Annotated in this window: 20 protein-coding genes and 1 tRNA gene; 3 read left to right on the forward strand and 18 right to left on the reverse strand. The window is 49.4% G+C overall.

Going from position 1 to position 23,878, the window contains the following annotated elements; all coding sequences use genetic code 11:
• Positions 1-61: 61 nt before the first annotated feature.
• The 8 genes from OHJ21_RS17115 to OHJ21_RS17150 form a co-directional block, all read right to left on the reverse strand.
• The gene (locus OHJ21_RS17115) at positions 62-1,588 is read right to left on the reverse strand and encodes an ABC transporter substrate-binding protein (protein WP_486020649.1); all 1,527 of its coding nucleotides are present in this window, start codon (positions 1,586-1,588) and stop codon (positions 62-64) included.
• A 108-nt stretch (positions 1,589-1,696) separates the two neighbouring features.
• Positions 1,697-3,316: a helix-turn-helix domain-containing protein gene (locus tag OHJ21_RS17120; protein ID WP_486020651.1), complete on the reverse strand. Its 1,620-nt coding sequence runs from the start codon at positions 3,314-3,316 to the stop codon at positions 1,697-1,699.
• 16 nt (positions 3,317-3,332) lie between these two features.
• Positions 3,333-5,096: a sensor histidine kinase gene (locus OHJ21_RS17125; RefSeq protein ID WP_486020653.1), complete on the reverse strand. Its 1,764-nt coding sequence runs from the start codon at positions 5,094-5,096 to the stop codon at positions 3,333-3,335.
• 265 nt (positions 5,097-5,361) lie between these two features.
• Positions 5,362-7,071: an ABC transporter permease gene (locus OHJ21_RS17130; RefSeq protein WP_100538773.1), complete on the reverse strand. Its 1,710-nt coding sequence runs from the start codon at positions 7,069-7,071 to the stop codon at positions 5,362-5,364.
• On the reverse strand, positions 7,068-8,096 hold the full coding sequence (locus OHJ21_RS17135; RefSeq protein WP_486020655.1) for an ABC transporter ATP-binding protein: 1,029 nt from the start codon (positions 8,094-8,096) through the stop codon (positions 7,068-7,070). The genes OHJ21_RS17130 and OHJ21_RS17135 overlap by 4 nt, the downstream gene beginning before the upstream one ends.
• An 87-nt stretch (positions 8,097-8,183) precedes the next feature.
• Positions 8,184-9,290, reverse strand: coding sequence for an extracellular solute-binding protein (locus tag OHJ21_RS17140; RefSeq protein ID WP_202619000.1), 1,107 nt, complete (start codon positions 9,288-9,290; stop codon positions 8,184-8,186).
• Positions 9,291-9,331: 41 nt separating this feature from the next.
• Positions 9,332-10,150, reverse strand: coding sequence for an MBL fold metallo-hydrolase (locus tag OHJ21_RS17145; protein ID WP_100538776.1), 819 nt, complete (start codon positions 10,148-10,150; stop codon positions 9,332-9,334).
• A 40-nt stretch (positions 10,151-10,190) separates the two neighbouring features.
• Positions 10,191-11,342 carry a GntR family transcriptional regulator gene (locus OHJ21_RS17150; protein WP_100538777.1) on the reverse strand — a complete coding sequence of 384 codons (1,152 nt, stop codon included), beginning with the start codon at positions 11,340-11,342 and terminating at the stop codon, positions 10,191-10,193.
• A 642-nt stretch (positions 11,343-11,984) separates the two neighbouring features.
• On the opposite strand from OHJ21_RS17150, the gene OHJ21_RS17155 reads away from it, so the two are divergent.
• The gene (locus OHJ21_RS17155; protein WP_076323519.1) at positions 11,985-12,296 is read left to right on the forward strand and encodes a YbjQ family protein; all 312 of its coding nucleotides are present in this window, start codon (positions 11,985-11,987) and stop codon (positions 12,294-12,296) included.
• A gap of 515 nt (positions 12,297-12,811) precedes the next feature.
• Here the strand turns inward: OHJ21_RS17155 and OHJ21_RS17160 are convergent.
• Complete coding sequence (locus OHJ21_RS17160; protein WP_326114495.1) at positions 12,812-13,753, reverse strand: alpha/beta hydrolase; 942 nt, start codon at positions 13,751-13,753, stop codon at positions 12,812-12,814.
• A gap of 538 nt (positions 13,754-14,291) precedes the next feature.
• Positions 14,292-14,741: a MerR family transcriptional regulator gene (locus OHJ21_RS17165; protein ID WP_100538779.1), complete on the reverse strand. Its 450-nt coding sequence runs from the start codon at positions 14,739-14,741 to the stop codon at positions 14,292-14,294.
• 174 nt (positions 14,742-14,915) lie between these two features.
• Here OHJ21_RS17165 and OHJ21_RS17170 point away from each other — a divergent pair, with 174 nt between their 5' ends.
• Positions 14,916-15,767 (forward strand): aldo/keto reductase, encoded by an 852-nt coding sequence (locus OHJ21_RS17170; RefSeq protein WP_486020657.1) that lies wholly within the window; start codon positions 14,916-14,918, stop codon positions 15,765-15,767.
• A gap of 301 nt (positions 15,768-16,068) precedes the next feature.
• Here the strand turns inward: OHJ21_RS17170 and OHJ21_RS17175 are convergent.
• Positions 16,069-16,141: transfer RNA gene (locus OHJ21_RS17175), tRNA-Ala, on the reverse strand.
• Positions 16,142-16,308: 167 nt separating this feature from the next.
• Positions 16,309-16,782 (reverse strand): transcriptional regulator NrdR, encoded by a 474-nt coding sequence (gene nrdR, locus OHJ21_RS17180; protein ID WP_071218088.1) that lies wholly within the window; start codon positions 16,780-16,782, stop codon positions 16,309-16,311.
• Between the two features lie 148 nt (positions 16,783-16,930).
• Between nrdR and OHJ21_RS17185 the strand changes: the two genes are divergently transcribed.
• Positions 16,931-17,158, forward strand: a complete 228-nt coding sequence (locus tag OHJ21_RS17185; protein WP_053492022.1) for an alpha/beta-type small acid-soluble spore protein — start codon at positions 16,931-16,933, stop codon at positions 17,156-17,158.
• Between the two features lie 68 nt (positions 17,159-17,226).
• On the opposite strand, the gene OHJ21_RS17190 is transcribed toward OHJ21_RS17185, so the two are convergent.
• From OHJ21_RS17190 to phoU, 6 genes are all read right to left on the reverse strand, one after another.
• A complete protein-coding gene (locus OHJ21_RS17190; RefSeq protein ID WP_100539503.1) occupies positions 17,227-17,793 on the reverse strand; it encodes a lytic transglycosylase domain-containing protein in 567 nt (188 codons plus the stop codon).
• A complete protein-coding gene (gene coaE / locus OHJ21_RS17195; protein WP_100538781.1) occupies positions 17,790-18,389 on the reverse strand; it encodes a dephospho-CoA kinase in 600 nt (199 codons plus the stop codon). The genes OHJ21_RS17190 and coaE overlap by 4 nt, the downstream gene beginning before the upstream one ends.
• Before the next feature lie 9 nt (positions 18,390-18,398).
• Positions 18,399-19,139, reverse strand: a complete 741-nt coding sequence (locus OHJ21_RS17200; protein ID WP_100538782.1) for an MntP/YtaF family protein — start codon at positions 19,137-19,139, stop codon at positions 18,399-18,401.
• Positions 19,140-19,261: 122 nt separating this feature from the next.
• Positions 19,262-20,095 (reverse strand): DNA-formamidopyrimidine glycosylase, encoded by an 834-nt coding sequence (mutM, locus tag OHJ21_RS17205; RefSeq protein WP_100538783.1) that lies wholly within the window; start codon positions 20,093-20,095, stop codon positions 19,262-19,264.
• A 145-nt stretch (positions 20,096-20,240) separates the two neighbouring features.
• Positions 20,241-22,901, reverse strand: coding sequence for a DNA polymerase I (polA, locus tag OHJ21_RS17210; RefSeq protein WP_326119303.1), 2,661 nt, complete (start codon positions 22,899-22,901; stop codon positions 20,241-20,243).
• Positions 22,902-23,170: 269 nt separating this feature from the next.
• A complete protein-coding gene (gene phoU / locus OHJ21_RS17215; RefSeq protein WP_100538785.1) occupies positions 23,171-23,830 on the reverse strand; it encodes a phosphate signaling complex protein PhoU in 660 nt (219 codons plus the stop codon).
• Positions 23,831-23,878: the final 48 nt, after the last annotated feature.

A 23,878-nucleotide genomic window follows, 5' to 3' on the forward strand; every position in this document is an offset into this window, starting at 1 on the left:
AATTACCGCACGAAAGTGATGATCCAATCGGCATCGACTGCCGATCGGATCGCCCCGTCGCTTATTGTACTCCGTTTTCGCTAGCCCACTCGTCAAGCTGTTTTTGTTTTTCCTCGATAATTTTATTGATGCCAGCATTTTCAAGCTTATTGAGGAATTCAGGCAGCGTCTTATCAACATCTAGGATTCCGCTTTCCAATGCTCTCCGGTATTGCTCAAGCACACTATTGCATGCGGCTACTTCATTCTTTACGGGTTCAGAATCGAATGAAAATCCGAGTGCTTTCGATTTTGCCGCCGATTTATTAAATTCGTCCATCTGCTCATAAATACCAAGGTCGTCTCCCTCGAACACATAGGTTAGAAACTGATTCCCGTGCATCCAGCCATAGTTTTTGTATCCAACGTTATCGCTTGTGACGCCGTCAGGATATCGGATCATATTGTCATGGCCTTCGACTTTGACATAGTGCTTGCCCTCGATGCCCCAAACCATCAAATTCGCAATCTCTTTATCAGTATATAGCAGGTTCATGAACTGCAGTGCTTTCTCAGGGTTTTCCGAATTGGAGGTGACACCGACGGCAACGTTCGTGACCGTATCCGTCTTGGCGACAGGCTGCAAGGTACGAACGGCGGTCATTTCCATGCCGACGTTCCGGCTTTCCTGGACTTCGAATCCGGGTTTCATCGCGGACATCCAACCCGCTGCCTTTCCATTACTCACCAACACGTTTGTAGACTCAGGGCTGGTCGCGGCATCTTTCATTAAATATCCGGCGAGATACCACTCCCGAAGCTTCCGCAGAATGTGCTCATATTCTGCGGAAGCGAACAAGTTAACGACTTTCAAATCGTCAAGACCGTTGTTCAGCAAGACCCCTAGACTATTGCCGAGCGGGTCATGTATAGCATAGGTGCTCATAATCGAACCATTCGACAAGTTGGCCGCTCCGGCCATGCCCGGTTCGTTCTCTTTAATGATCTTGAAAATGTTCTCGAAGTCATCGAAGGTCTGAACTTGATCCAGATCGATGTTATGTTTATCCACCAAATCCTTTCGCATGACAAAGCCATAATCCTGTGCTAAGTCCCTTATGCTTGGTACCCCGTAACTTACGCCTCCCACTTTGGTTGCATTGTAATAGTCGGTGCCGAGGACGTCGATAATTCCCTGGGCGTTTTTCTCCATGATATTTCCGATCGGATAAAGTACGCCCTTGGCCACTTGAGTACTGTAGTTTCCGAGCATCGCAATCATATCCAGCTTCTCGCCGCTGGACATCATCAGATTCACTTGATTGGCGAATGCGCTGTTACTGATGGGCAGCAGCTTTACCGTCACATTGATTTTTTCTTTGGCAATCTTGTTGATTTCATCCTGAACGAGCTGGATGTCGGCCGGTACGCTGTCAAATGTCGGGTATGCATAGATCACTTCATAAGGAGCATCGGATGCACCCGAGGAAGTCTCGCCGTCATCTTTTGAGCCTGCTGCGGAATTTCCTTTCGAATCGTTCCCCCCGCAGGCCGATATCATGACCATCAAAGCCAGCAACAGACTAAACCATCCCCACTTTTTCTTCATATCCATCCCCCGTACTGTTTTTTTATGGATTCGGATCATTCCGAGCCTGCTTTCATTGTACGGGCCACCATGTCCAACAACTACTCCGATTTCGACATGGAATTTGCATCAAATCGACTTTTCCTTGATCGAGCCGTTGGCAGCTTGCTTGCGGTAATCGGCAGGGCTCATGCCGAACTGCTTTTTGAATCTCCGAGAGAAGTGGGCGAAATTCGAATAGCCGGTTTGCGAAGCGATAGCGCCGATCGGCAAATTGGTTTTCAGGAGCAAATCTTTTGCCAGATCCAGACGCCTCCTCATGATGTATTCGGTGACGGATGCCCCGGCCTCTTTCTTGAACAAACGGTCCAGATAATCAGGATTGAGAAAGACATGGTTCGCCACCGTTTCTCGGGACAGCTCTTCCGATTCGATCCGTTCCTGAATAAACTGTTCCACTTTATCGATGATGGAGTCCGTTCGCTGCAGAGTCCCCATCGATTCCATCGCTGTGTTGACGGTATGCCTCACCCAGAGGATCATGTCCGATACCGAACGGACGGCCCGTTGGTATAATCGTTCGGACGCTTCGTCTTCGAAGAGGAGATGGGCCTCGATTCCTTTAAGCTTCAATACGTAAAATACCATCTGGAGAAAGTTGTGATGAAAGCGTTGAAGCGTCTCTGCCCCGGGCCCTTCGGTCCCGATCCAGCTTTTCAAAACAACCTCGGCCTCGATCACAACCTGATCACCTTGTCCCTCTTTCAGCATGATCGACCATGCATTCATGTCCGGGATCTTAATGGCGTCATGGATAGGCTGCTTGCTCCCCCAAACGAAGACCTTATTCGTAAACGTCACATTGCCTTTGTCCCATCGCACCAACTGGCCGACCATTTCTCTCACTTCATGGCCGAACACCGCATTCCCAATATAGATCGATACGTCGCAATAAAACCATACCGTGCACGATGCTATGAATTCCTCGCTGCGATTCCGCAGCGTCTCTTTAAGCGATTCCGCTTCCCGTTCAAAAGGAATTAGCGCGAGAAGATTACCTTCAGTTAATCCGAACAGCAGCCCGTTTCCGTGAACATGCAGTATTTCTTCGCCGCTGTTCATCAACGCGTATTCGATGATCTTCTCGTCGCGGGGAGAAAACGTTTTGTGATAGCGCTGCACGGAGATCAGGATGGGAAGGAGTCTCATACGCCGGTCGAAGGGAATATTTCGCTCTTCCGCCGCCCTTTGAATGTGTTCGGGATGTGAAGGGATCGTATGGTTGATCACGTCGAGCCATAACCGTTCCGCTAGCAGCGGTTGATGACGCGCCCAGAACTGGCCGATCCGGCTATATTGCTGCACCTCTTGATCTTTCATGATTTTTTCCACGACTTTGCCGATCACTTGCTGGAGCTCATCGCCCGGAATCGGTTTGAGCAAATAATCGAAGCTGCCCAGCTGGAGCGCTCGCTGCGCCAGTTTGAACTCGGCATGGCATGTCATAAACACGGTCTCCGTTTGCGGGTAGTTATTCCTGACCCATGCAAGCAGCTCCAGCCCGCTTTCTTGAGGCATCTCGATATCGCACAAAATAAGATCAACCCGTTCCTGTTCAAACACTTCCTTGGCTTGGCGGACATTATAAGCGGTAAAAACGGCTTCGATTCCTAAGCTTTGCCAATCCACATCCGACTTTAGCGAGTCGGTTAACAGCTTCTCATCGTCAACGATCATCATGTTTAGCATCTTGGAATGCCCCTTTCTATACTGTCGTGCCCCCATCCGACGAGAAGGGAAGCCTCAGTTCAACCATGGCTCCGTGCGGTTGAACGTTTCGCAGCTCCACCTTTGCCCGATTTCCGTAGAGAAGGCGCAGCCTTTGCTTCAAGTTCCAGAAGCCGATGTGCTCTCCCTCCTCGTCGATGATCCGTTCATCGGCAGCGATTTTATCAATCATTCCCTCTTTAAAACCGGGACCTGTATCTTGAATCTGAATGATGAGTCCTCGTTCCGGAGACTCATCCATTTCCACCCGGACTTGAACCCGAACCGGCTCATCGAGTGATATGGCGTGCTTCATCGCATTCTCCACGAGCGTCTGAATGACAAGCGGGGGAACAGGAGTCCGCAGGAGAAAGTCCGGCACCTCAATTTCATGGACAATTTGGCTCGGAAACCTCAGCTCCTGAATGTTCAGATAATTGCGAATATGCTGGATTTCATCCTTTAACGAAACGAACGTCAAATTGCTTTGAAACATGTAGCGAAAATAACGGACCATATAAAGCGACATGTCCTCAATCCGCCTCACATCGTTTCTGCGGGCCAACGTATGTATCATATTCAGAGCATTGATGTAAAAATGCGGTTTGATCTGCAATTGCAAATGCTGAAGCTCCGCTTTTTGCTTGTTCAATTGCTCTTCATAAATGTTGATCCGGAGGCTTTTGATTTGTCCGACCATGCTATTGAACGTATCGTTCATGACTCGAAACTCGATGGAGGTTGGATACTCCCGGATTTGCGTGTCGACATGGCCTTGTTGGATCCGATTCATCGCTCTGAGCAGTCGGTTTATGGGAACCAGCAGCCACTTTCGAAGCAAAATCAATCCGATGATCAGAATAACCACGGACCCGAAAGGCAATAGGGTAGAAATGGTTTTTAAGGTGGGCAGGTGCTGCAATATCGTCTCTTCCGGAATAAAAGCATACAAGCTGAACTCGCCCAACCGCGAGTGTTCCCCGACCGTCAAATAACGGCTGGAGGTTCCCGTTAAATAATAGGACTGCGGATTGAGCTGCACCTCGACGCCGCTATCGCGGATGAAGGTTTGATTGACCATCGCTTTTCCTCGGTCATCGATCAGGAGGGCGGCTCCTTTATTCCCAACGCTTAGCAGCTCAAGCGGGGTTTGAAAGGAACGAGCATTCAACCAAGCGCCTACTGTCGTACCGTTTTTCATCTTCCATAGACGGATAAGGTAGGTTTGGCCGTTATGATTCTGGACGTACCATTTCTTTCGATTTAATTCCAAAGGGGATGCGCCAGCCTTCAAAGTCTCGTATACATGCGACCTAATATACTGCCGGTCCTCGTACGTCGAGCGGGTCTGGAACGAATAATAATAATTGTCGCTGGAAGGCTCGTATACGTACAGACCGTCTAGGACGCTATATCGTGAAATCGAGCTGGAGAGATTGGCAGCAACGCGCTGGGAAGCGAAAAATCGTTCTTCCGGATTCAAAGCATAATCCAATTCATTCAAATCCGTTCCTATCATCAATTCAATGAGATAATCGTCAGCCTCTTTCAGTTTTGCATCAATTTGATCCCTGTAGAGTACCAGCAAATCCTTGTTGGAACTTGCTACCTGATTACGGACTACATCAATGGCGTATATGTTGGAATACAACAGAAATCCGATCAATGGCATGACGACCAGCAGTAATCCTCCAATCATCCTGACCCGGATCGATTGCCACGTTAATTGTCTAAGGCCTCGGTACCTTGGCTTGATATTCATCGTCAGGCCTCCCCTATAGAAGTAAGCGGTTTCGCAAAAGTAGAATATTTCCGTTATCATAGCTCAGGAATGATTATAGTATAAAGGGTAAACTTGGATTCGTCTTTATAGGTGATGCAGGCGTTCGCTGACTTAACGCGGTACCGGTACCCATGGAAATAAAAAAGATGACTCCTGTTTACTACAGGAATCATCCTAAAAGTGATTCACGACGGATCGCTCAGTCCCGATGACCGCGATTCTATGTGAAAGAAAGTCATTGCCCTCAAGATCTGCTGTTTCTTCCATAAACGAAATATAAAGTAACGGAGGACATGATCATCAGTATCACCGAATACACCAATGTCAACGCTTTGGTATCTGCTAGCGCCTGCGCATCCGTACTGTTCTTGATGACGATTCCTAACGGCTGGTACAAAGGATGATAGAGGAACACGGTAACGTCATAATCGGCCAAAATTCCGTTGAAATTCAAGGCAAGAACAGCAAGCGTCGACGGTAGAATGATCGGCAGCAATACTTTTCTGAACGTATAGAACGGTTTGGCACCCAAATTCCTTGCAGCGTCTTCCAGATTGCTGTCCAAGCTGAAGAAGGAGGCCTTGACCATTCGCAGGGTGAAAGGAATATGGACGATGACATAAGCAATCAGAAGCATCCAGACCGTGCCAACCAGCACCGTATTCCCGATCATCAGCTTTGGCGTGTTAAAGGTTACGATCAGTCCGATTGCAATCAGCGTTGACGGCAGAATCCACGGAATCAGCAATGCGTATTCCAGGGCAAGCGCCCACTTGTTCTTATATTTATGTAAGATCCTTGACGCGGCCAGCGCCAATGCGACGACAATGACCGAGGCTCCCGCGGCATATAGAATACTTACGAGATAAGGTTTGAATGCCGACATGGATGAAAACACTTGAATGTAATTATCCAACGTGAAGCTGTTCAAATTCAACGTGGCGGTCGAGATACTGGCCGCATCGGTGAACGAAAAGATGATGATCAGCACAACCGGAACGATGTAAAGAACAAACAGGCCGTAAGCCAGAATATGAGCAGCTATGTTACCGGATTTGCTGCGGATTTTTTGTTTGACCAGCTCCGATTTGACTTTGGAGACCGACATGAAGTTGCCCTTACGTTCGAACCGGATCATCACGGTCAACAACACCAGTGTGGCCACTCCGAGAATAAGAGCCAGCAGCGCAGCCAAGTCTCTTGACGTCATGCTTCTCGAGAATGTCAGAATCATCGGCGTAATCGTCTGGAATTCCTTGCCCCCCAGGATAAGCGGCGCGGACGTCGCAGCCAGGCCGGTGAGAAAAGTCAGGATCGTCAGCGCGTAGATCGTAGGCTTCAGGACCGGAAGTACGACCCGCCATAGGATATACCCCGTAGACGCCCCCATATTTCTCGCGGCTTCCACCGTTTGGAAGTCGATTTTGCGAATCGCATTGCTCAGGAACAGAAAGTGATTGGACGTGCAGGCGAACGTCATGACGAATAGAACCGCCCAATAGCCATGAAACCATGTCGTATCAAAGGAAGGGAACAATTGAACTAAGAGCTTGGTCATAAACCCCTCTTCGCCATAGACGAATTTATAGCCGGACACCAGCACGACTCCGCTGTAAATCAGGGTCGTAAAGTAACCCAACCGCAAAATCTTCGCGCCTTTGATATCGAAATATTCCGAAATCAAAACCAGCGTAATGCCCACCACATTTACCGTAATGACAAGCGAAAAAGCGAGAATAAAGCTGTTGTATAAACTTCTCATCGCGCGTTCGGACGACAGCAGCTTCTCTGCCGCTTCCAGCGTAAATTTGCCGTCCTTAAAGAATATTTCGCCGTAAATATTCAAGTTCGGATAAATCAGGAAGGCAATGACAAACCAGACAATCAACCCGTATAAAAGGATCGAGAAAGGGTTTATGGAAGCCAGCCGGGTGCTCAGGTTCCGGGCTTTCATGCTTCCCCCTCCTTCATCGGATATTGCAAAATATCGCGGGCCGGGAGGTAGATGTCCACATCGTCACCGACCTCATGATGGACGAGCGGGCTTTCTATTTCGATGATTTTTAACCGTCCGCCGCCGGCAATCTCCAATACGTACTTGCTGTATAAACCGTAAAATTCCCGGTCCGCAATCTTGCCTTTCAGTTGGACCGTATCGATCCCCTGCAGGGGTTGCAGGCTTACCTTCTCATTGCGGATATAGGCGATATTCCCTGGCTGAACAATATCCTTTAACCGGCTGTTCTCTACCATCCGTGGATCGATCCGATTAATATCTCCTATGAAATTGCATACAAACTCGGTTTGAGATTGATTGTAAACTTCCATGGGCGTGCCCACTTGCTCCAGGACCCCATGATTGAATACGCCAATCCGGTCGGACAGCGTTAACGCTTCTTCCTGGTCGTGCGTGACATAAATCGTTGTGATCCCGAATTTCTTCTGCAATTGTTTCAGCTCATTGCGCAGCTGTACCCGCAGCTTGGCGTCCAAGTTGGATAAAGGCTCGTCCAGTACCAAGATGCTCGGCTTCAAAACCAGCGCCCTGGCAATCGCAACGCGCTGCTGCTGGCCGCCGGATAGTTCCGATACTTTCTTGAACAGCTGATCATCTTTCAGATCAACCTTCCGGGCAATGTCCTTTACCTTCTGGTCCACTTCCGCCTTCGAAGACTTCTTGACACGCAAGCCAAAAGCGATATTCTCGTACACATTCATCGTCGGAAACAGCGCATAGCTTTGAAATACCATCCCGATCTCTCTTTTTTCGATCGGCAAACGGGTAATGTCGGTGTCTTTCAGCAGGATCTGTCCGCTCGTAGGCATAATAAACCCGACCAGACTGCGGAGGGTCGTCGTCTTCCCGCAACCCGAGGGACCGAGGAACGTGAAGAATTCCCCTTCCCGAATATGCAAATTAAGGTTTTTGACCGCATGAAATTCTCCGAATTTAATGTCAACGTTCTGGAATGTAATCATATTATTATCTTCCTTTTTGTTGGACTTGAATGAACGGCTGCATATTGGCGTTCCCAATATGCAGCCGGCTTGACTCCATTCCGTTATTTAGTGCATAATCTCCAACTCGATTTTCTCCGCCCACAGATCCATGTTTTCGGCAATAAAGGCCCAATCGAAATCTTGTGGTTTTAACGAAGTAAACAGCTCCTTGACGGAATCATTGGCTTGCTCGACCGCTTTCGTATTTGCCGGCATGGCATTGAACTCAGCCGCAAATTCTCCTTGAATTTCGCTGGATCCGAGCCATTCTACGAACCGCTCCGCCGTTGCCTGTTTCTTCGTTCCGTTCACGAGCGCTGCATGTTCCACGACCATCGGTACGCCGACTTCGGGACTGACAATGCCTGCCTTCACTTTATATTGCTCTTCCTTCTGCTGCAGGGTTCCGGAAACGAGCGCCCCTAGCGGCGTTTTGCCGCTGGCCAAATTGGCATAGAAGTCTTCGCCCTCGACTGCGCTGACGCCGTTGTCATACAACTGCTGAATTTCATTCCAGCCTTCCTCGGATATACCAAGATCACCATTCGGATCTTGGAAACGGGTCAGAATGCCCGCTACAATAAGACGAGGCGTATTTTGTCCAAGCAGCGTAGGAGCTTCGTACTTCCCTTTGTACGCATCGTTCTTATAAAGGTCGGTCCAGTCCTTTGGCGCGGTATCGGCCGTGAATTCGTTCGGGTTATACCCAAGCAGAATCGCTTGCTTCACAAGGCCATGATAGTAGCCTTCCGGATCGTTCAAGCCCTGCTCCACATCTCCGGCCCAGCTTGGAACAAACTTAGCCAGAACGTCTTCCTTTTTCAAATTCTCATAAAGCATATTGTTCAAGCCGTATACGACGTCCGCGATCGGGTTGTTCTTCTCGGCAATCAACCGGTTCGTTAAGTCGGCGCCGCCCGCTCCGACAATTTCGATGTCAAAGCCCGCACCTTTCGCTTTCTCAATCAGCCATTCGCCGCGGCCGTCAGAGTTCGCATTCGTATACACGATCAACTTTTCATTCTGGACCGGTTCCGTAGACGACGATTCCGACCCGGCCGGAGCCCCGGACTCCGAAGTGCCCGAGTTTGCATTGCCGGCATTGTTGCCGCCTCCGCAAGCCGATACAATCACACACATAATGAGAAGTAGCGCCATTGAAAGTTTTCTCATGATTCCCTTAACTCTCCTTTGATCGTGTCATTTTATTTGGTTTAAATGTTGATGATCAATCCGTCATATGCCGGCAAAATTCCGAAGGGGCTGAAGATGCGGACAAAATCCTCATGAAGCAGCTTGGAATTATGGCTAAAATGTGTGACGACGATTTGGCCTTCAGGCTTCAGGATATTTTCTTTTTGGAACTCGCGCTGGACTTCCAGCACCGTCTCGACGCACATATGATTGCGGTCGCGGGAGTTCCCCGTATATCCATGCGTGCAGTCGAGGATGGCGCAATCCAGATTTTTGCCCTTTAACCATGCCCATGTCGCATCCGGGAACCAGCCCGAATCGTGCCCGTACAGCAGTTTTTTTCCTTCCCTTTCGATCACGTATAACAGACAGGTTTCCATGCGGTCATGATCCGCCAACAATGGCGTTACCGTTGCATCGCCCATAGCGAAGGTCTCAAACGGGCGCAACAGATGGAATTGATACCTTTGTCCTTCAAATCGGCCGATGGCGGCACGCGTGTGATGCATCACCGTACCATTCCCGTAAATGTGCATCGGATGCTGAAGGCCGTGCGCAATTCCTTCCCTGCGGGATTCCAGATCAGCAGCATTGTAATGGTCCATATGCGAATGCGTCACCAACAGGTGCTCGATTGCTCCCAGATCGATATTGTCCCGCAGCGCCTGCATATAGGAATCCGGGGAATAGTCAAACTTGATGACATCGTCCAGGATGGCGGAAGTTCGCGTACGGATATTTTTTCCCCCAAGCTCCCGCGCTTTGTTGCAATGCTCGCAGCGGCAAAAGGCATTGGGAAAGCCTTCTGCGGCTGCAGTTCCTAGAAAGTGAATTTTCAAAGTCATGTCTCCTTGCCATGCAAACTGTAGTGATCCATTTTTACGTCCTGGATTGAACGGATTGTCGTTCTACAATCGATGTTTGAATTTTAATGGTGATGGGATTTTCGTTGGAGTTGCCCACGCGCTTCATCAGCAAATCAACGGCCGATCGGGCAAGCTTCTCGGTATCTTGTCGAACCGTCGTAAGCGGTGTCGGAATATATGCCGCTAACTGAATATCGGAGAACCCGACGATGGACAGCTTTTCAGGAACCGGAATCCCCATTTGCAGTGCGGTGTGAATGGTCGAGATGGCGACATGGTCATCCCCGCACATGATGGCCGTCATCCGGGGGTTGTCGAGAATAAACTGCTCCTGTTCCGGATCGCACTCATTAATGCGGCTGGTATCGCAAGCGACGCTTCGAAAATGAATGTTCTGGATCTTCACCGGAATTTTATGGTCGAGCAGCGCTTGGATATAGCCTTGATACCGTTCCTTCCGGCTTGTGATATTGTCGATCGGATTCGAAGTGTATCCGACTTCCCGGTGCCCCTTCTCGATCAAATACTTCGTCATTTGATAAGAGCCCGTATAGTGGTCGTGATACACGCAATCAATCTCCACTTCATGGAAAATACGATCGATGATCACCAGCGGCAGTTTGCGCAGCTTTAGTCGCAGCACCTGATCGCTGCAGGTCTTCCGCCCCTGAGGAAACAGAATGATACCGGTGATCCCTCCTTCGGCCAGCCTTTCCAGACAAAGATCCTCATCGTCGCAGTCCTTCGTCATTTTTAAAATGAGGTCGCACCCGTGCTTTCGCACTTCAGCCTCGGCTGCTGCGATGATTCTGGAAGTGTAATCGGATAGATGGGGCATAATGAGTGCGATCTGTCCAACCAGCCTGTCCACGTTCGGCGCCGCCTCGGTGACTTGGGGAGAAGTTCCTCCATCGGCCATCAAACCTTCTATCGGCTGGGCAAGGAAGGTCCCTCTTCGGGGCAGGCGGTATACCAGTCCCTGCTCTGCCAGCTTTTGAAGCGCCAGCTTGCTTGTCATTCGACTCACGCCGAACAGCTTGGCAAGCTCTCCTTCGGATGGAACAGGATCATGCGGCCGCAGCCTACGACTTTGAATAATCTCGATTACCTGATCCGCCACCCGGTGATATAATTGATTCTGTTTAATCAAACGTACATCTTTCATCAAATTATCCCTCTAATCGTTGAGTCGACTCGTAATCCGCAAGGGATCTGATTTAAACTTAATGAATGTCACTGACATATTCAATGATATATTTGTAAAAGCCTTGTAAATTCTATGTTAAATCTCAATGCAGCGGTCCTGAATCATAAATTATATATCAGTGATTCATTCATTCGCTTCATATGTTTGCTTCAAAAAAGCGCCCCGCAAGCCTTGAAGTAAAGGCTTGTGGGACGCTTGGCTTTTTATTGCCGGGTAAATTCTGCCCGGTCAAAGTTTCCGATATATTTATAGGTGGAATCGGTTGAGTCGGTCAAAACAATATGGATCGTGAACGCCTGTGAGCGTCTCCGTCAGCTGCCCGACTGGCGCCTGACAACCATCCGTACCCGCTTATTACGTCCACTCGTGCAACCAATCCTCCTCTGTTGGCGTAATAAAAGGAAGACACACACGCTGGAAAAATGGGTCGTATTCTTCTAGTCATGCAGTCATTGTCATCAGGCAACCTTCTCCACCAAGGCGATCAACATCCTGGGGGCGGTGTACCAACCTGGTTTCACGATTGGCAAGGGCCATTTTTTCGGAAGTTATTTTTACATGTATTCGCTATAAAAATCTATTTGAAAGAAGGAAGATCGCATGATTATTACAACGACATCCACCATTGAAGGTTACCCTGTTCAAAGGTATATCGGTATTGTGACCGGCGAAGTCATTATGGGTGCTAATGTAGTGAGGGACTTTCTGGCCTCCATTACGGATATTGTCGGCGGGCGCTCAGGGGCTTACGAAAACAAGCTGCAGGAAGCAAGGGATGCAGCGTTTGTCGAGATGGAAGATCGAGCCGTACGCCTGGGGGCAAACGCCATTATAGCAGTGGACATCGACTATGAAGTTATTCGTGAGGGAATGCTGATGGTGGCCGTCAGCGGAACCGCAGTGGTGGTATAGCCGGTACAGTGTCAATTTTCCGTATATAAGTTCTTGTCGTTAAGTTATGACAAGAACTTATATACTTTGCCGTCTTTGGTATCTCAAATCTCTTATAAATAAAAAAATCCCATCATTCATAATTGATGGGATTTTTTTAGACCTTTAATTTTGAAACGTATTTATCAACGTATTGTTGATATTCATTTTTGTTGATTCCATTCCAATTACCGCATCCAGATTTCTGCGTGTCTCTGTGCAAATTGTTGGAAGGAGACAGGCGCCTTCCCAGTCACCCTCATTACAGTATCAGTACTTACATCGTCCGCCCCTTCCTTTCGAATTTTACGGTCGAATCTGAAAAAAAGAAGACGGTACCTGGAGTTCCGTGCATGTCTCCAAAGGTGCCGTCTTCCACTTTGGGGCAAGAGAAACTTTAAGTCTTTCACTCTTAGTAGGAAAGGAATATATAGATAAGTTGAAATCCGAAAATGATGATACCTTCGGATCTACTAAAGGTGCTTGAACCGGGTTGATTATACCTGAATCCAAGCGTTAGCCAGTAGAAGTGCTCCCCGAGCAGCCGCGGTATCGGCCAAATCGTTTAACATCACGAAGTCATGGATGATGCCTTGGAAGCGAACAGCCGTTACTCGAACTCCGGCTTCCCGCAGTTTATTGGCATACGCTTCACCCTCGTCCCGCAATACATCGGCTTCGCCTGTAATTACCAGAGCTTCAGGAAGCCCAGCCAATTGCTCAGTTGTCGCTTGCAGAGGAGATGCGTAAATTTCTTTTCTTTGCTCCGGATCCGTTGTGTATTGATCCCAGAACCATTGCATCGCGTCGCGACGCAAAAAGTAACCTTCGGCGAATTGTATGTAGGAATCGTTGTCGAATGAAGCGTCCGTTACCGGGTAGAACAACAATTGTTTGTGAATCTTCGGCCCTTTTCGATCTTTGGCCATCAGCGTAATGGCTGCGCTCATGTTGCCTCCGACGCTATCACCAGCTACTACAATACGGTTGGTATCAAATCCGTATTTGCTCCCGTTCTCTGCCACCCAGTCGAGTGCCGCGTACACTTCTTCGATCGCTACCGGATAGCGATTCTCGGGAGATAAACTGTAATTTGTGAACACAACTGCAGATTGGGAGCCAACGGCCAATTCGCGGATCAGTCGATCATGCGTATGTGCGTTACCGAATACCCAGCCGGCTCCGTGTGTGTACAGAATAACCGGAAGCACGCTCGGTGCATTTTGCGGGCGGACAATGGTAAGAGACACACTACCCTTAGGGCCGCCGTTAATGGTCAATTCTTCTATTTCAACCGGCAATTTATTCACAGAGCCGGATTGGACTTGATCGACGACTTCGCGGCCTTTCACCGGGCCATGATCAAACAAATAGGGAGGGTTGGCTGTCGCCTCCGCAAATTGTTTAGCAGCTGTTTCGAGTACGACTTTATTTGTCATTTTAAAAACTCCTGTCTCTTCTTTGGATTTGTTAAATTAAATTTTGAAATATTTGTGAATATAACATTTGTTCCCGAGATTTGTCTTACTTTACCATAAAATAAGTGTCAACATCCATATTACCAGGTATTCACGGAAGGTGAATAGGCGTTTCAATTTTAAAATCACATTTAGATTTTGATAGCTAAAAAAGATTCATGTAACACACTTCCTTCAAATTAATTTAGAAATCTAATATTCCCATTGTATTTGCAAAGAACCCGGAAATGTAATTACGCACATATTTGTAACTTAATCAATGATTTGGGTAGTATTGGCAGATGTGAATTGAACAAATTGAGGAAAAAGGGGCCCTCCGCAAAAGGAGGTCCTAATACTTGCCGTTACAGACAGCACGGGGATGCGTATCATCAACCATAATACTGTCGTACCCGATAGTTCAATCTAGCGTGACGCGGATCTTGTTCATTGCCAAGCCAATCAGGAGTTTAAAACCGAAGATTTTCTTCGATGCGGTTGATGTGCGGACGAATATCTCTCACGCCTTCCGAACCGAAGGCGAGTAAAATACGTCACCATGCATATGCTGAATTTTGTCCCAGTTGCCGGGATTGGTCGTGTCTGGAGCGCGGTGCTCCAGAATGGCCTGATATAGGACGGTTTTTTGTTCCAAATGGGCAATGTGCTGTTTGGCTTCTTCGAGCTTAACGAGCGCCGCTTCTTTATGCTCCATTATGAGTGTGTAGCGTTGCGGAATGGTCGAATCCCCTTCGAGGCAGAGGTCGACGTACGTTTTAATGACTTCAATCGGCATCCCGGATTGCTTGAGGCATTTGACGCCATGCAGCCAGTTGATCGATTCTTCGTCGAACATCCGAATGTTGTTTTGATTGCGCTGTACGCTTGGCACCAGGCCTTTATCCGTATAAAAGCGCACGGCGTGCTCGGTAAGTCCCGTAATCAGGGCGGCTTCTTTGACCGTATGCATGTGTAATCCTCCTTGGAAAATAAATTTTTGAAGACGGCTTGACTTCGTGTAACACGAAGGTAGTAGGCTTATTGTAATGCAAATCGACCGAAAGCGGAAGCCCCGCTGAGGTGCCCGATTCACGGGATTCGCGGCCGTTTGCCGTTTTACATTTGAACCATAGGAGGAATTACAATGCAAACTGTAACATTGAACAACGGAATGAAAATGCCGATCATCGGCTTCGGTGTCTACCAAATTCCCGATGCTGAAGAATGCGAGAATGCGGTATATGAAGCGCTGATGGCCGGTTACCGCCTAATCGACACCGCCGCGGGTTATCTGAATGAGGAAGCGGTCGGACGCGCGATCAAGCGCAGCGGCGTACCGCGTGAAGAGCTGTTCATCACGACCAAGCTCTGGGTTCAGGATGCCGGCTACGAGAGTGCCAAGCTGGCGTTTGCCAAATCCTTGAGGAAGCTGCAGCTCGACTATCTCGATCTGTACCTTATTCACCAGCCGTTTGGCGATTACTACGGCGCTTGGCGTGCGATGGAAGACCTGTACCGCGAAGGCAAAATCAAAGCGATCGGTGTCAGCAACTTCCTGCCCGATCGACTTATGGACCTCATCGTGCATAACAAAATCGTGCCCGCCGTCAACCAGGTCGAAACGCACCCGTTCTACCAGCAAATCGAGAACACCGCTTTTATGAAAGAGCAGGGAGTGCAGCACCAATCGTGGGGGCCGCTCGCTGAAGGACGCAACAACATGTTTGGCAACGAAGTGCTGACCTCGATCGCGGAAAAATACAACAAGTCCGTCGCTCAGGTCGTGCTGCGCTGGCTTGTTCAACGTGAAGTCGTTGTCATTCCAAAATCAGTGAGAAAAGAGCGGATCGTCGAAAACTTCAACATTTTCGACTTTGCGTTGAACGCGGACGATATCGAACAAATTTCCACCCTCGATACGGGGAAAAGTCTTTTCTTATCGTACCGCGATCCGGAAGTCGCCAAGATGATGGGCAACTGGAAAGTCGATCTGTAAACCTTGATCGAACCGTAAACTCATCACGCGTTTATCCTCATCTATAAAGAAAGGACAGAGCGCCCCTGTCCTTTCTTTACTTGAATTGCAAATTGTTTGTCCTTGGATAGGATCGGGTCGCGAAAATAAAACAAGCAGCGCCGGGAACCCCCATGCTGCTTGTTTTCATGATTTAAATTGATTACCCATCATTGTTTTCAATTTCGTCCCCAATTCGCCCCCAAGACCTTTTCTGAAAAGAATTAACAAGTCATTAAAAAACAAAAAAACCCTTGATGTACCATCAAGGGTTTTCTTCATATGGAGCCTAGGGGGATCGAACCCCTGACCTCATCGCTGCCAGCGATGCGCTCTCCCAGCTGAGCTAAGGCCCCGTAAGCGACTTCTATATCATATAAAAAATCAGCAGGCATGTCAACATGTTTTTCACATTTTTTGATGACGTGCTGTATCCCTTTTACTTCTCTATATCATGTCACTTATCGATGATGAGGATGGGAGCACCGGAAGAGCACCTGGATCACGCGGAACCCCGGCGCTCTTACAGCTCCTGACCGTCCGTATCCTTGGACAGCAGGCTTTTCAGTTCCTTCATAAACATATTGATATCCTTGAACTGCCGGTACACGGATGCAAACCGGACGTAAGCCACTTCGTCGACCGGATATAACCGTTCCATCAGAAGCTCCCCGATCTGGCGGCTCTCCACCTCTGCTGCTGCGGTATTTCGCAGTGCCTTCTCAACATCCGATACGATCATATCCAGCTGGTCCACCGATACCGGACGCTTCTCGCATGCACGTATCAAACCGCGGAGTACCTTCTCCCGGCTGAATTCTTCGCGGCTTCCGTCCTTCTTCACGACGATCAGCGGCGTTTCCTCCACCATCTCAAAGGTTGTGAATCTCTTGCTGCACTGCTCGCATTCCCTGCGGCGGCGGATGGATTTATTCTCGTTGGCAGGCCTGGAATCAAGCACTTTCGTCCCGGCATAACTGCAATATGGACACTTCATAAAGTCAACTTCACTTCCTTCGTTTCAGCGTTTTTTGGCCTTAATGGCGCTAAAGAAAAATTTACCAGCAAAACTTTTTTCTTTTATGTTATGAAAATGCGAAACCCGAGACATAATACTTTTACCAACCCAAGGAGGTGAACTTAACATGGCACAAAGCAACAACAACTCCAACAACCTGGTTGTTCCTCGCGCAAACGCTGCTCTTGAGCAATTGAAGTACGAGGTAGCTCAAGAACTTGGTATCTCCATTCCACAAGACGGATACCAAGGTAACATGACTTCCTACGAGAACGGTTCGATCGGGGGATACATCACAAAGCGTCTTGTAACCCTGGCCGAGCAACAATTGGCTGGTCAATTCTCCGGTCAATAATTGATTCTTCCTTAAAAAAGGAGTGTTGGACGGCTCGATGTAAGAGCCTGTCCAGCGCTCTTTTTTCATTAAAAGCCGTCCTTATACACATCCGTATATTGATTATAATAATAAATCACGCGCTGTACATAGTGACGGGTTTCCCCGATGGGAATACTCTTCACATTCTCGTAGGTTCCATCCCACATGCCCTTGTTGATCCAATTCTTGACGTTCCCGGGGCCTGCATTATAGGCAGCGATAGCGGCAATCGGATTGCCGTCCATTTCCTTGTGCAGGTTCTGAATATACCAGGTGCCGAGCTGGATATTCGCATCCACTTCATTCTTCACGCTCAGCAGGTTCACCGACGGCAGCTTGGCCATTTCCATCGCCCAGTTCGCCGTATCCGGCATCAGCTGCATAATGCCCAGCGCGCCTTTCTTGGACTCCTTGCCCGGCTTGAAGTTCGTTTCTACTCGTATGATGGAAGCCACCAGGAATGGATCAACCTCATAATAAGCGGCATGCTTCCGAATTTCATCCTTATAATGAATCGGATACAGCAAGGTCATCCAGTTCGAGCTCAGAAACAGCAGCGCTACAAAAGAAACAAACAGCAGGAGCAGCACTCTTTTTTTACGGAGCCACTTCATAACCGAACCAACCTGCCCCACAGGTTGTCCACCTGCTGCTGTGTTTCGGCCAATGTTCCGCTGTTATCGATGAGGATATCCGCCAGACGCTTCTTCTCCTCGATATCCATCTGGCTGTTTAAACGCGCTTCTGCCGCTTCCCGGTTAAGATCATCGCGCACCATCAGGCGCTCAAGCTGCAGCTCTCGCGGCACATAAACGACAGCAATCTGGTCAAGATAAGAATACTGCTCCCTTGCCTCAAGCAGCAGCGGAATATCCGCTACCACGAGCCGGTCGGGATACTGCCGCTCATATGCTTCCGTCCGTTCCCGGATTTCCTGCCGGATCGCCGGGTGCGTGATCTCATTCAACACCGTTCTCTGCTCGGGATGATGGAAGATCATTTCCCCGAGTTTTTTTCGATTCAACGTACCGTCCTCAAACAGGATCGCTTGTCCAAAATGTTCGGTCACTTTACCCAGCACCGGATGACCCGGGAGCATGACTTCCCGGGCGATGAGATCCGCATCGACGAGAAGTGCTCCCTTCTTGGTCAACATAGAGGACACGGTGCTCTTGCCTGTTGCAATTCCTCCGGTTAAACCGATATTCATGACTTCACCTCATAACAGCTTCATTATACCCATGACGATTAACAAAAAAGCAGGCAAATAAGAGATAAAACGCATGCCGCCCTTGGATGCAAAGCGTAAACCAACCCTCATGCCCAGCACCAGGAATATCCCGCTAAACAAGGAAACGATAGCTGCCGTACCTAGCGGTGAGAAGCCCAGCATGGCAGCGCCAAGTCCTGCTCCGAACGCATCGAGCGATAACGCGATCCCGAGCCACATCGCCTCCCACGGGGAGATGCTGCCGGAGTCGTCCAGATCCGCTTTTGATGGACTGCGGAGAATTTGAATAACAATGCCGATCTTTGGAATCTCAAGAGAGAATACCGCCCGCTGAACATGCTCTTGACCTGCCGTGTTAACCTCACGTCGTGATTTCACTTGATAGTCAGCCGCCTTCGTTTCCATAAGGGACTGGGAAATATCCCTATTAGAAACCGGCTGCACATCAGACTCATTTTTTCTGCGAACTTGCTGATATAGAGACCATAAGCCCAGCAGAATCAAAATGGCGGCTCCGATCACGGACGCCACAGATGGGGATAAGAACCGCTGCAACAGCGCGCCTGCCTGCATGGAGGCGCCGAGCACCAAGCCGGAACATAGCGAGATGATCAATACAGACAGCAGCGGTATCCTTGTTTTGCGCAGACCGTATGTAACCCCCGCGCCAAATCCGTCCAGGCTTAACGCCATGGCCAGCAGCGCAGACGAGAAAATATGACTGAGCACCCTTTTCCCTCCTCGTAAGCTCCACATCAAGCGGCTCATTCATGAAGAAGAGCAGCTCCATGCGCTCCACATATGTTCCACATTATATGTGTAGGGAAAGGAATGGGTGCACGCCTATTGGATTACTTCTTTACCGGCTGACACTTCGGGCAGAAATGGGTCCCCCGTCCGCCAACCACGATCTTATGAATCGGTCCGCCGCATGTATGACACGGCTTGTCCTTCCGTCCGTAAATCTGATGACTATGCTGGAACATCCCCATTTCACCCTGTCCATTGACATAGGACTTTATGGAAGATCCACCCGCGTCTACGGCTTCGGACAGTGTATCCACAATCGCATGATACAGTCGCTTGAGCTCGGCATCCTTCAGGCTGTTAGCATTACGCTCCGGATGAATCTTGGCTCGAAACAATGCCTCATCGACATATATATTGCCGATGCCGACCACATATGCCTGATTCAGCAGCACCGCCTTAATCTTCGTTTTCTTGCTGCCGATGACTTCCTTGAAGGTTCCGAATGTAAACGTATCATCCAGCGGCTCATACCCCAGCTTGGCAAGCGGAGCATGCTGGAACTCTTCCCCTGTTGCAAAGAGATGCATCGTTCCGAATTGGCGTACGTCCTTATAGCGCAGCTCCGTGCCGTCCGAGAAATGGAATATGACATGGGTGTGCTTCTCCACCGGCTCCTCGGCAGGGTACAGCCCGTAACGCCCTTCCATCCGAAGATGCGACACGATCACCAGTCCGTCCAGCAATATCCGCAAAAATTTCCCGCGGCGCTCTACGCCTTCCACGGTATGATCCTTCAACATAAACGCAAAGGCCTCAATATCGTCAGGACGCTGAATAATCCGCGGCAGATGTACGGATACATGATCTATATGCTTACCTTTAATCAATTGGTTAAGTGTTCGTTTCACGGTTTCTACTTCCGGCAATTCCGGCATAATGACTTCACCTCATCTCCCATTATACCGGAAGTTGGGACAGAGCGGGACCATGGTTTTGTGGAAAGGTATGGTGCATATGGCCCCCCTCTTCACGCCATGATCCCTATAAACAATCCTCTATCGGCTGGCACCGTGTGCAGCTTTACTTCGCTTCGTACCAGTTCTCGCCATAGCTGACTTCCGATTTCAGCGGTACCGACAGCTTCAGTGCCTGACTCATCACGTCCGGCACCAATTCCTTCATGATCTCCAGCTCATCCTCCGGCACCTCGAACACCAATTCATCATGCACCTGAAGCAGCATGCGGCTCTTCAATTGACGATCATGCAGCGCCTTGTCCATATGGACCATGGCCAGCTTGATAATGTCCGCAGCGGTTCCCTGAATCGGCGTATTCATCGCCGTCCGCTCGGCAAAAGACCGCAGGTTAAAGTTGCTGGCGTTAATCTCTGGCAGATAGCGTCTGCGTTCAAGCAATGTTTTCACATAGCCGTCTTGCTTCGCCTGCTTGACGATCACGTCCATATAACGCCGCACACCCTGGAATACCTCGAAATACTGGTCGATGAACGCCGCGGCTTCCTTCCGGGTAATATTCAGGTTCTGGGACAAGCCATAGTCGCTGATTCCATACACAATGCCGAAGTTAACCGCCTTCGCGGATCGGCGCATATTGGAGTCCACCTCATCCACGCCGACTCCAAACACGTCCATCGCCGTCTTGGTGTGGATGTCCATATCGTGGACGAAGGCTTCCTTCAGCCGCTCATCATCCGAGATATGCGCAAGCACGCGCAGCTCAATCTGGGAGTAGTCCGCCGCCAAAATGCTCCAGCCCGGCTCGGACGGAACGAAGACCTTGCGCAGCTTGCGGCCCTCCTCCAGACGGATCGGAATGTTCTGCAAATTCGGGTATTGGCTGCTCAGACGCCCCGTTGCGGCAATCGTCTGGCGATAGTACGTGTGCACTTTACCAGTCTGTGATGAAATCTCCTTCAGAAGACCTTCCACATAGGTGGATTGCAGCTTGGCCAAGGTACGATACTTCAGAATCAAGCGGACAATATCGTGATAAGGCGCAAGCTTCTCCAGCACCTCGGCATCGGTAGAATAACCGGTTTTGGTCTTCTTGATGACCGGAAGCTCCAGTTTCACAAACAGAATTTCGCCCAGCTGTTTAGGCGAATTGAGATTGAATTCCGTCCCGGCAATCTCATAAATCTCATGAACGAGCTTCTCGATCTGTTCTTCAAACTCGCGACCCAGCTCCTTCAAAGCCTCCGCATTAACGGCAATGCCCTGCTTCTCCATATCGGCCAGAATGCGGGACAGCGGCATCTCCAGCTCATGGAACAGCGGCAGCATTTCGTTGGCAGCCAGCTCCTTCTCCTGAACAGGTACCAATTCGGATACGGCCAAACATTTTCTGGCCATGTGCTCGCTGAGCTTCTCCATATCGGGAACCTTGTACTTTGCTCCTTTACCGAACACGTCCTCATCGGCTTGAAGATACGCAAGCCCGTATTTGGAGGCCAGGCCGCTAAGGCTTTGATTGGATTCGGTCGGGTCCAGCAGGTATGCAGCCAGATGAACGTCGAATGCCGCGCCGGCAAAAGCGATGCCCTGCCAATGGAGGGCCAGATCAATGCGGTGCAGATCATAACCGCGTTTAGGGATCTCGCTGTCGGCAAGCCAAGTACGGACAGGCTCTGCCTCTTCCGACTTCAGAACCTCAAACGGTATGAAGTACTGTCGTTCCTCTGTAGCGAGCGCGAGTCCGATCACCTCGGCATGATGAGGGTTGTCCCCATGCGTCTCTACATGGAGTACGGTCACCTGGGTCAGATTATCGGCAACCTCCTTAAGCCCCTTCGTGTCCACAAGGGTCACGTCAATCTTCGCTTCGGGCTTCGATTCAGCCGCATCTCCGCCCATTCCGCTTGTGCTCAGGTTTAACCGTTCAATTAGCGATTTAAACTCCAGCTTCGCCAGTGCAGGTCCTGCCGTCTCTTCATTCAGGCCTGTAAATGCCATTTCATCCAGCGACTGCTCCAGCGGTACTTCGCGGAAGATCGTAGCCAGCTTCTTGCTGAGTATGGCGGAATCGGCATGCTCTTCGATTTTCTCCTTCATCTTGCCCTTCAGTTCATCTGTGCGTGACACCACGGCTTCAACGGACCCAAATTCATGAAGCAGCTTCAGGGCAGTCTTCTCACCCACTCCAGGAACACCGGGAATGTTATCGGAAGCATCGCCCATTAGTCCCTTAAGGTCGATAATCTGATCAGGCGTCAGGTTATATCGCTCCTTAATCTGTTCTGGTCCGTAATACTCGATATCGGTAACGCCCTTGCGGACCATCGCGATCGTAGTATGCTCCGAAGCCAGCTGCAGCATATCCTTATCCCCGGATACGACCATCACCTTCCGGCCGGCTTCGTCAGCCTGACGGGTAATGGTGCCGATAATGTCATCGGCCTCATAACCGCCGATTTCAAACTGGGATACGCCTAGGCCTTTCAGCAGCTCCTTCAGCAAAGGGAATTGTCCGGAGAGCTCGGGAGGTGTCTTCTGGCGACCACCCTTGTAATCCTGAAAATCCGCATGCCGGAACGTTTCCTTGCCTGCGTCGAATGCGACCATCATATGGGTCGGCTTATGCTCCTCAATCAAGCGAAGCAGCATGGTTGTAAAGCCGTAAACCGCATTCGTCTGCTGTCCGCTGGCATTAGTCAGCGGCGGCATCGCGAAGAATGCCCGGTAAATGATATTATTTCCATCAATTAAAATCAGCTTGTCCATAGAACACCTCGCACCAATATAACTTCCTTTCCACATGATAACATAGGTTACCGTCAATTCCGAACAATCCGTTCGATTCACGATGATTTCCTAATCATACGCAAAATAACCCCACAAAGTGGAGCCTGTGCTTCGATGCTTATTCCAAATACTTTGCGGAAGCCCCCAATATATAAATGCGATTAAAGAATTGCTTCCGCTTCGCTGGAATTTTCTAAATTCTCGCAAAAAAACGCCAGCTTTCGCCAGCGTTTGACTAATTCATTATGCTATTGATTGAGGTCGGGACGGTGACCCGTTACAAGGTACACGGTGCTCTCGCCAATGTTCGTCGCATGGTCGGCGATCCGTTCAATGTAGCGGCCCACCATGATCAGCAGCATCGCCTGATTGGCCGAATCCGGATCGGAGGTTAGATGCGCATACAGATCCTGCAGAATGACGCTGTACAAATGATCGACCTGATCGTCATCCTGGGCCATTTTATAAGCCAGATCCGTATTTTCCGTCAGATAGGACTCGATGGATTCCGAAACCATCGCACGCACCAAATCCGACATCCGCGGAAGATCCACCAAAGGCTTGATCAGTTTCTGGCCTTGCAGACGGATCGTAACTTTAGCGACATCCCGAGCCAAGTCTCCCATACGCTCCAAATCGCTGGCGATTCGGAAAGCAACCAAAATCCGGCGCAAATCCTTCGCCACAGGCTGCTGGGTCACGATCAAGCGGGAGCCGATGTCCATGATCTGCTCTTCCATTGTGTTTAACTGCACATCATTCTTGATAACCGCCTGCGCTTTCTCCGCATCCAAGGTCTGGAGAGACTCTACGCTGCTTGCCAGTGCCTCCTCCATATGCTTGCCCATATCCTGCAGCAAGGTTTTCAGCTCATCAAGCTGCTGATCAAACTCAATTCTCCGGATCATATGTGATGCTCCTCCTATCTACTTTTAAGAAAGATCATAGTCGTGATA

The sequence above is a fragment of the Virgibacillus sp. LDC1 genome (assembly GCF_025792345.1).
GTDB lineage: Bacteria > Bacillota > Bacilli > Paenibacillales > Paenibacillaceae > Paenibacillus_AQ > Paenibacillus_AQ lautus.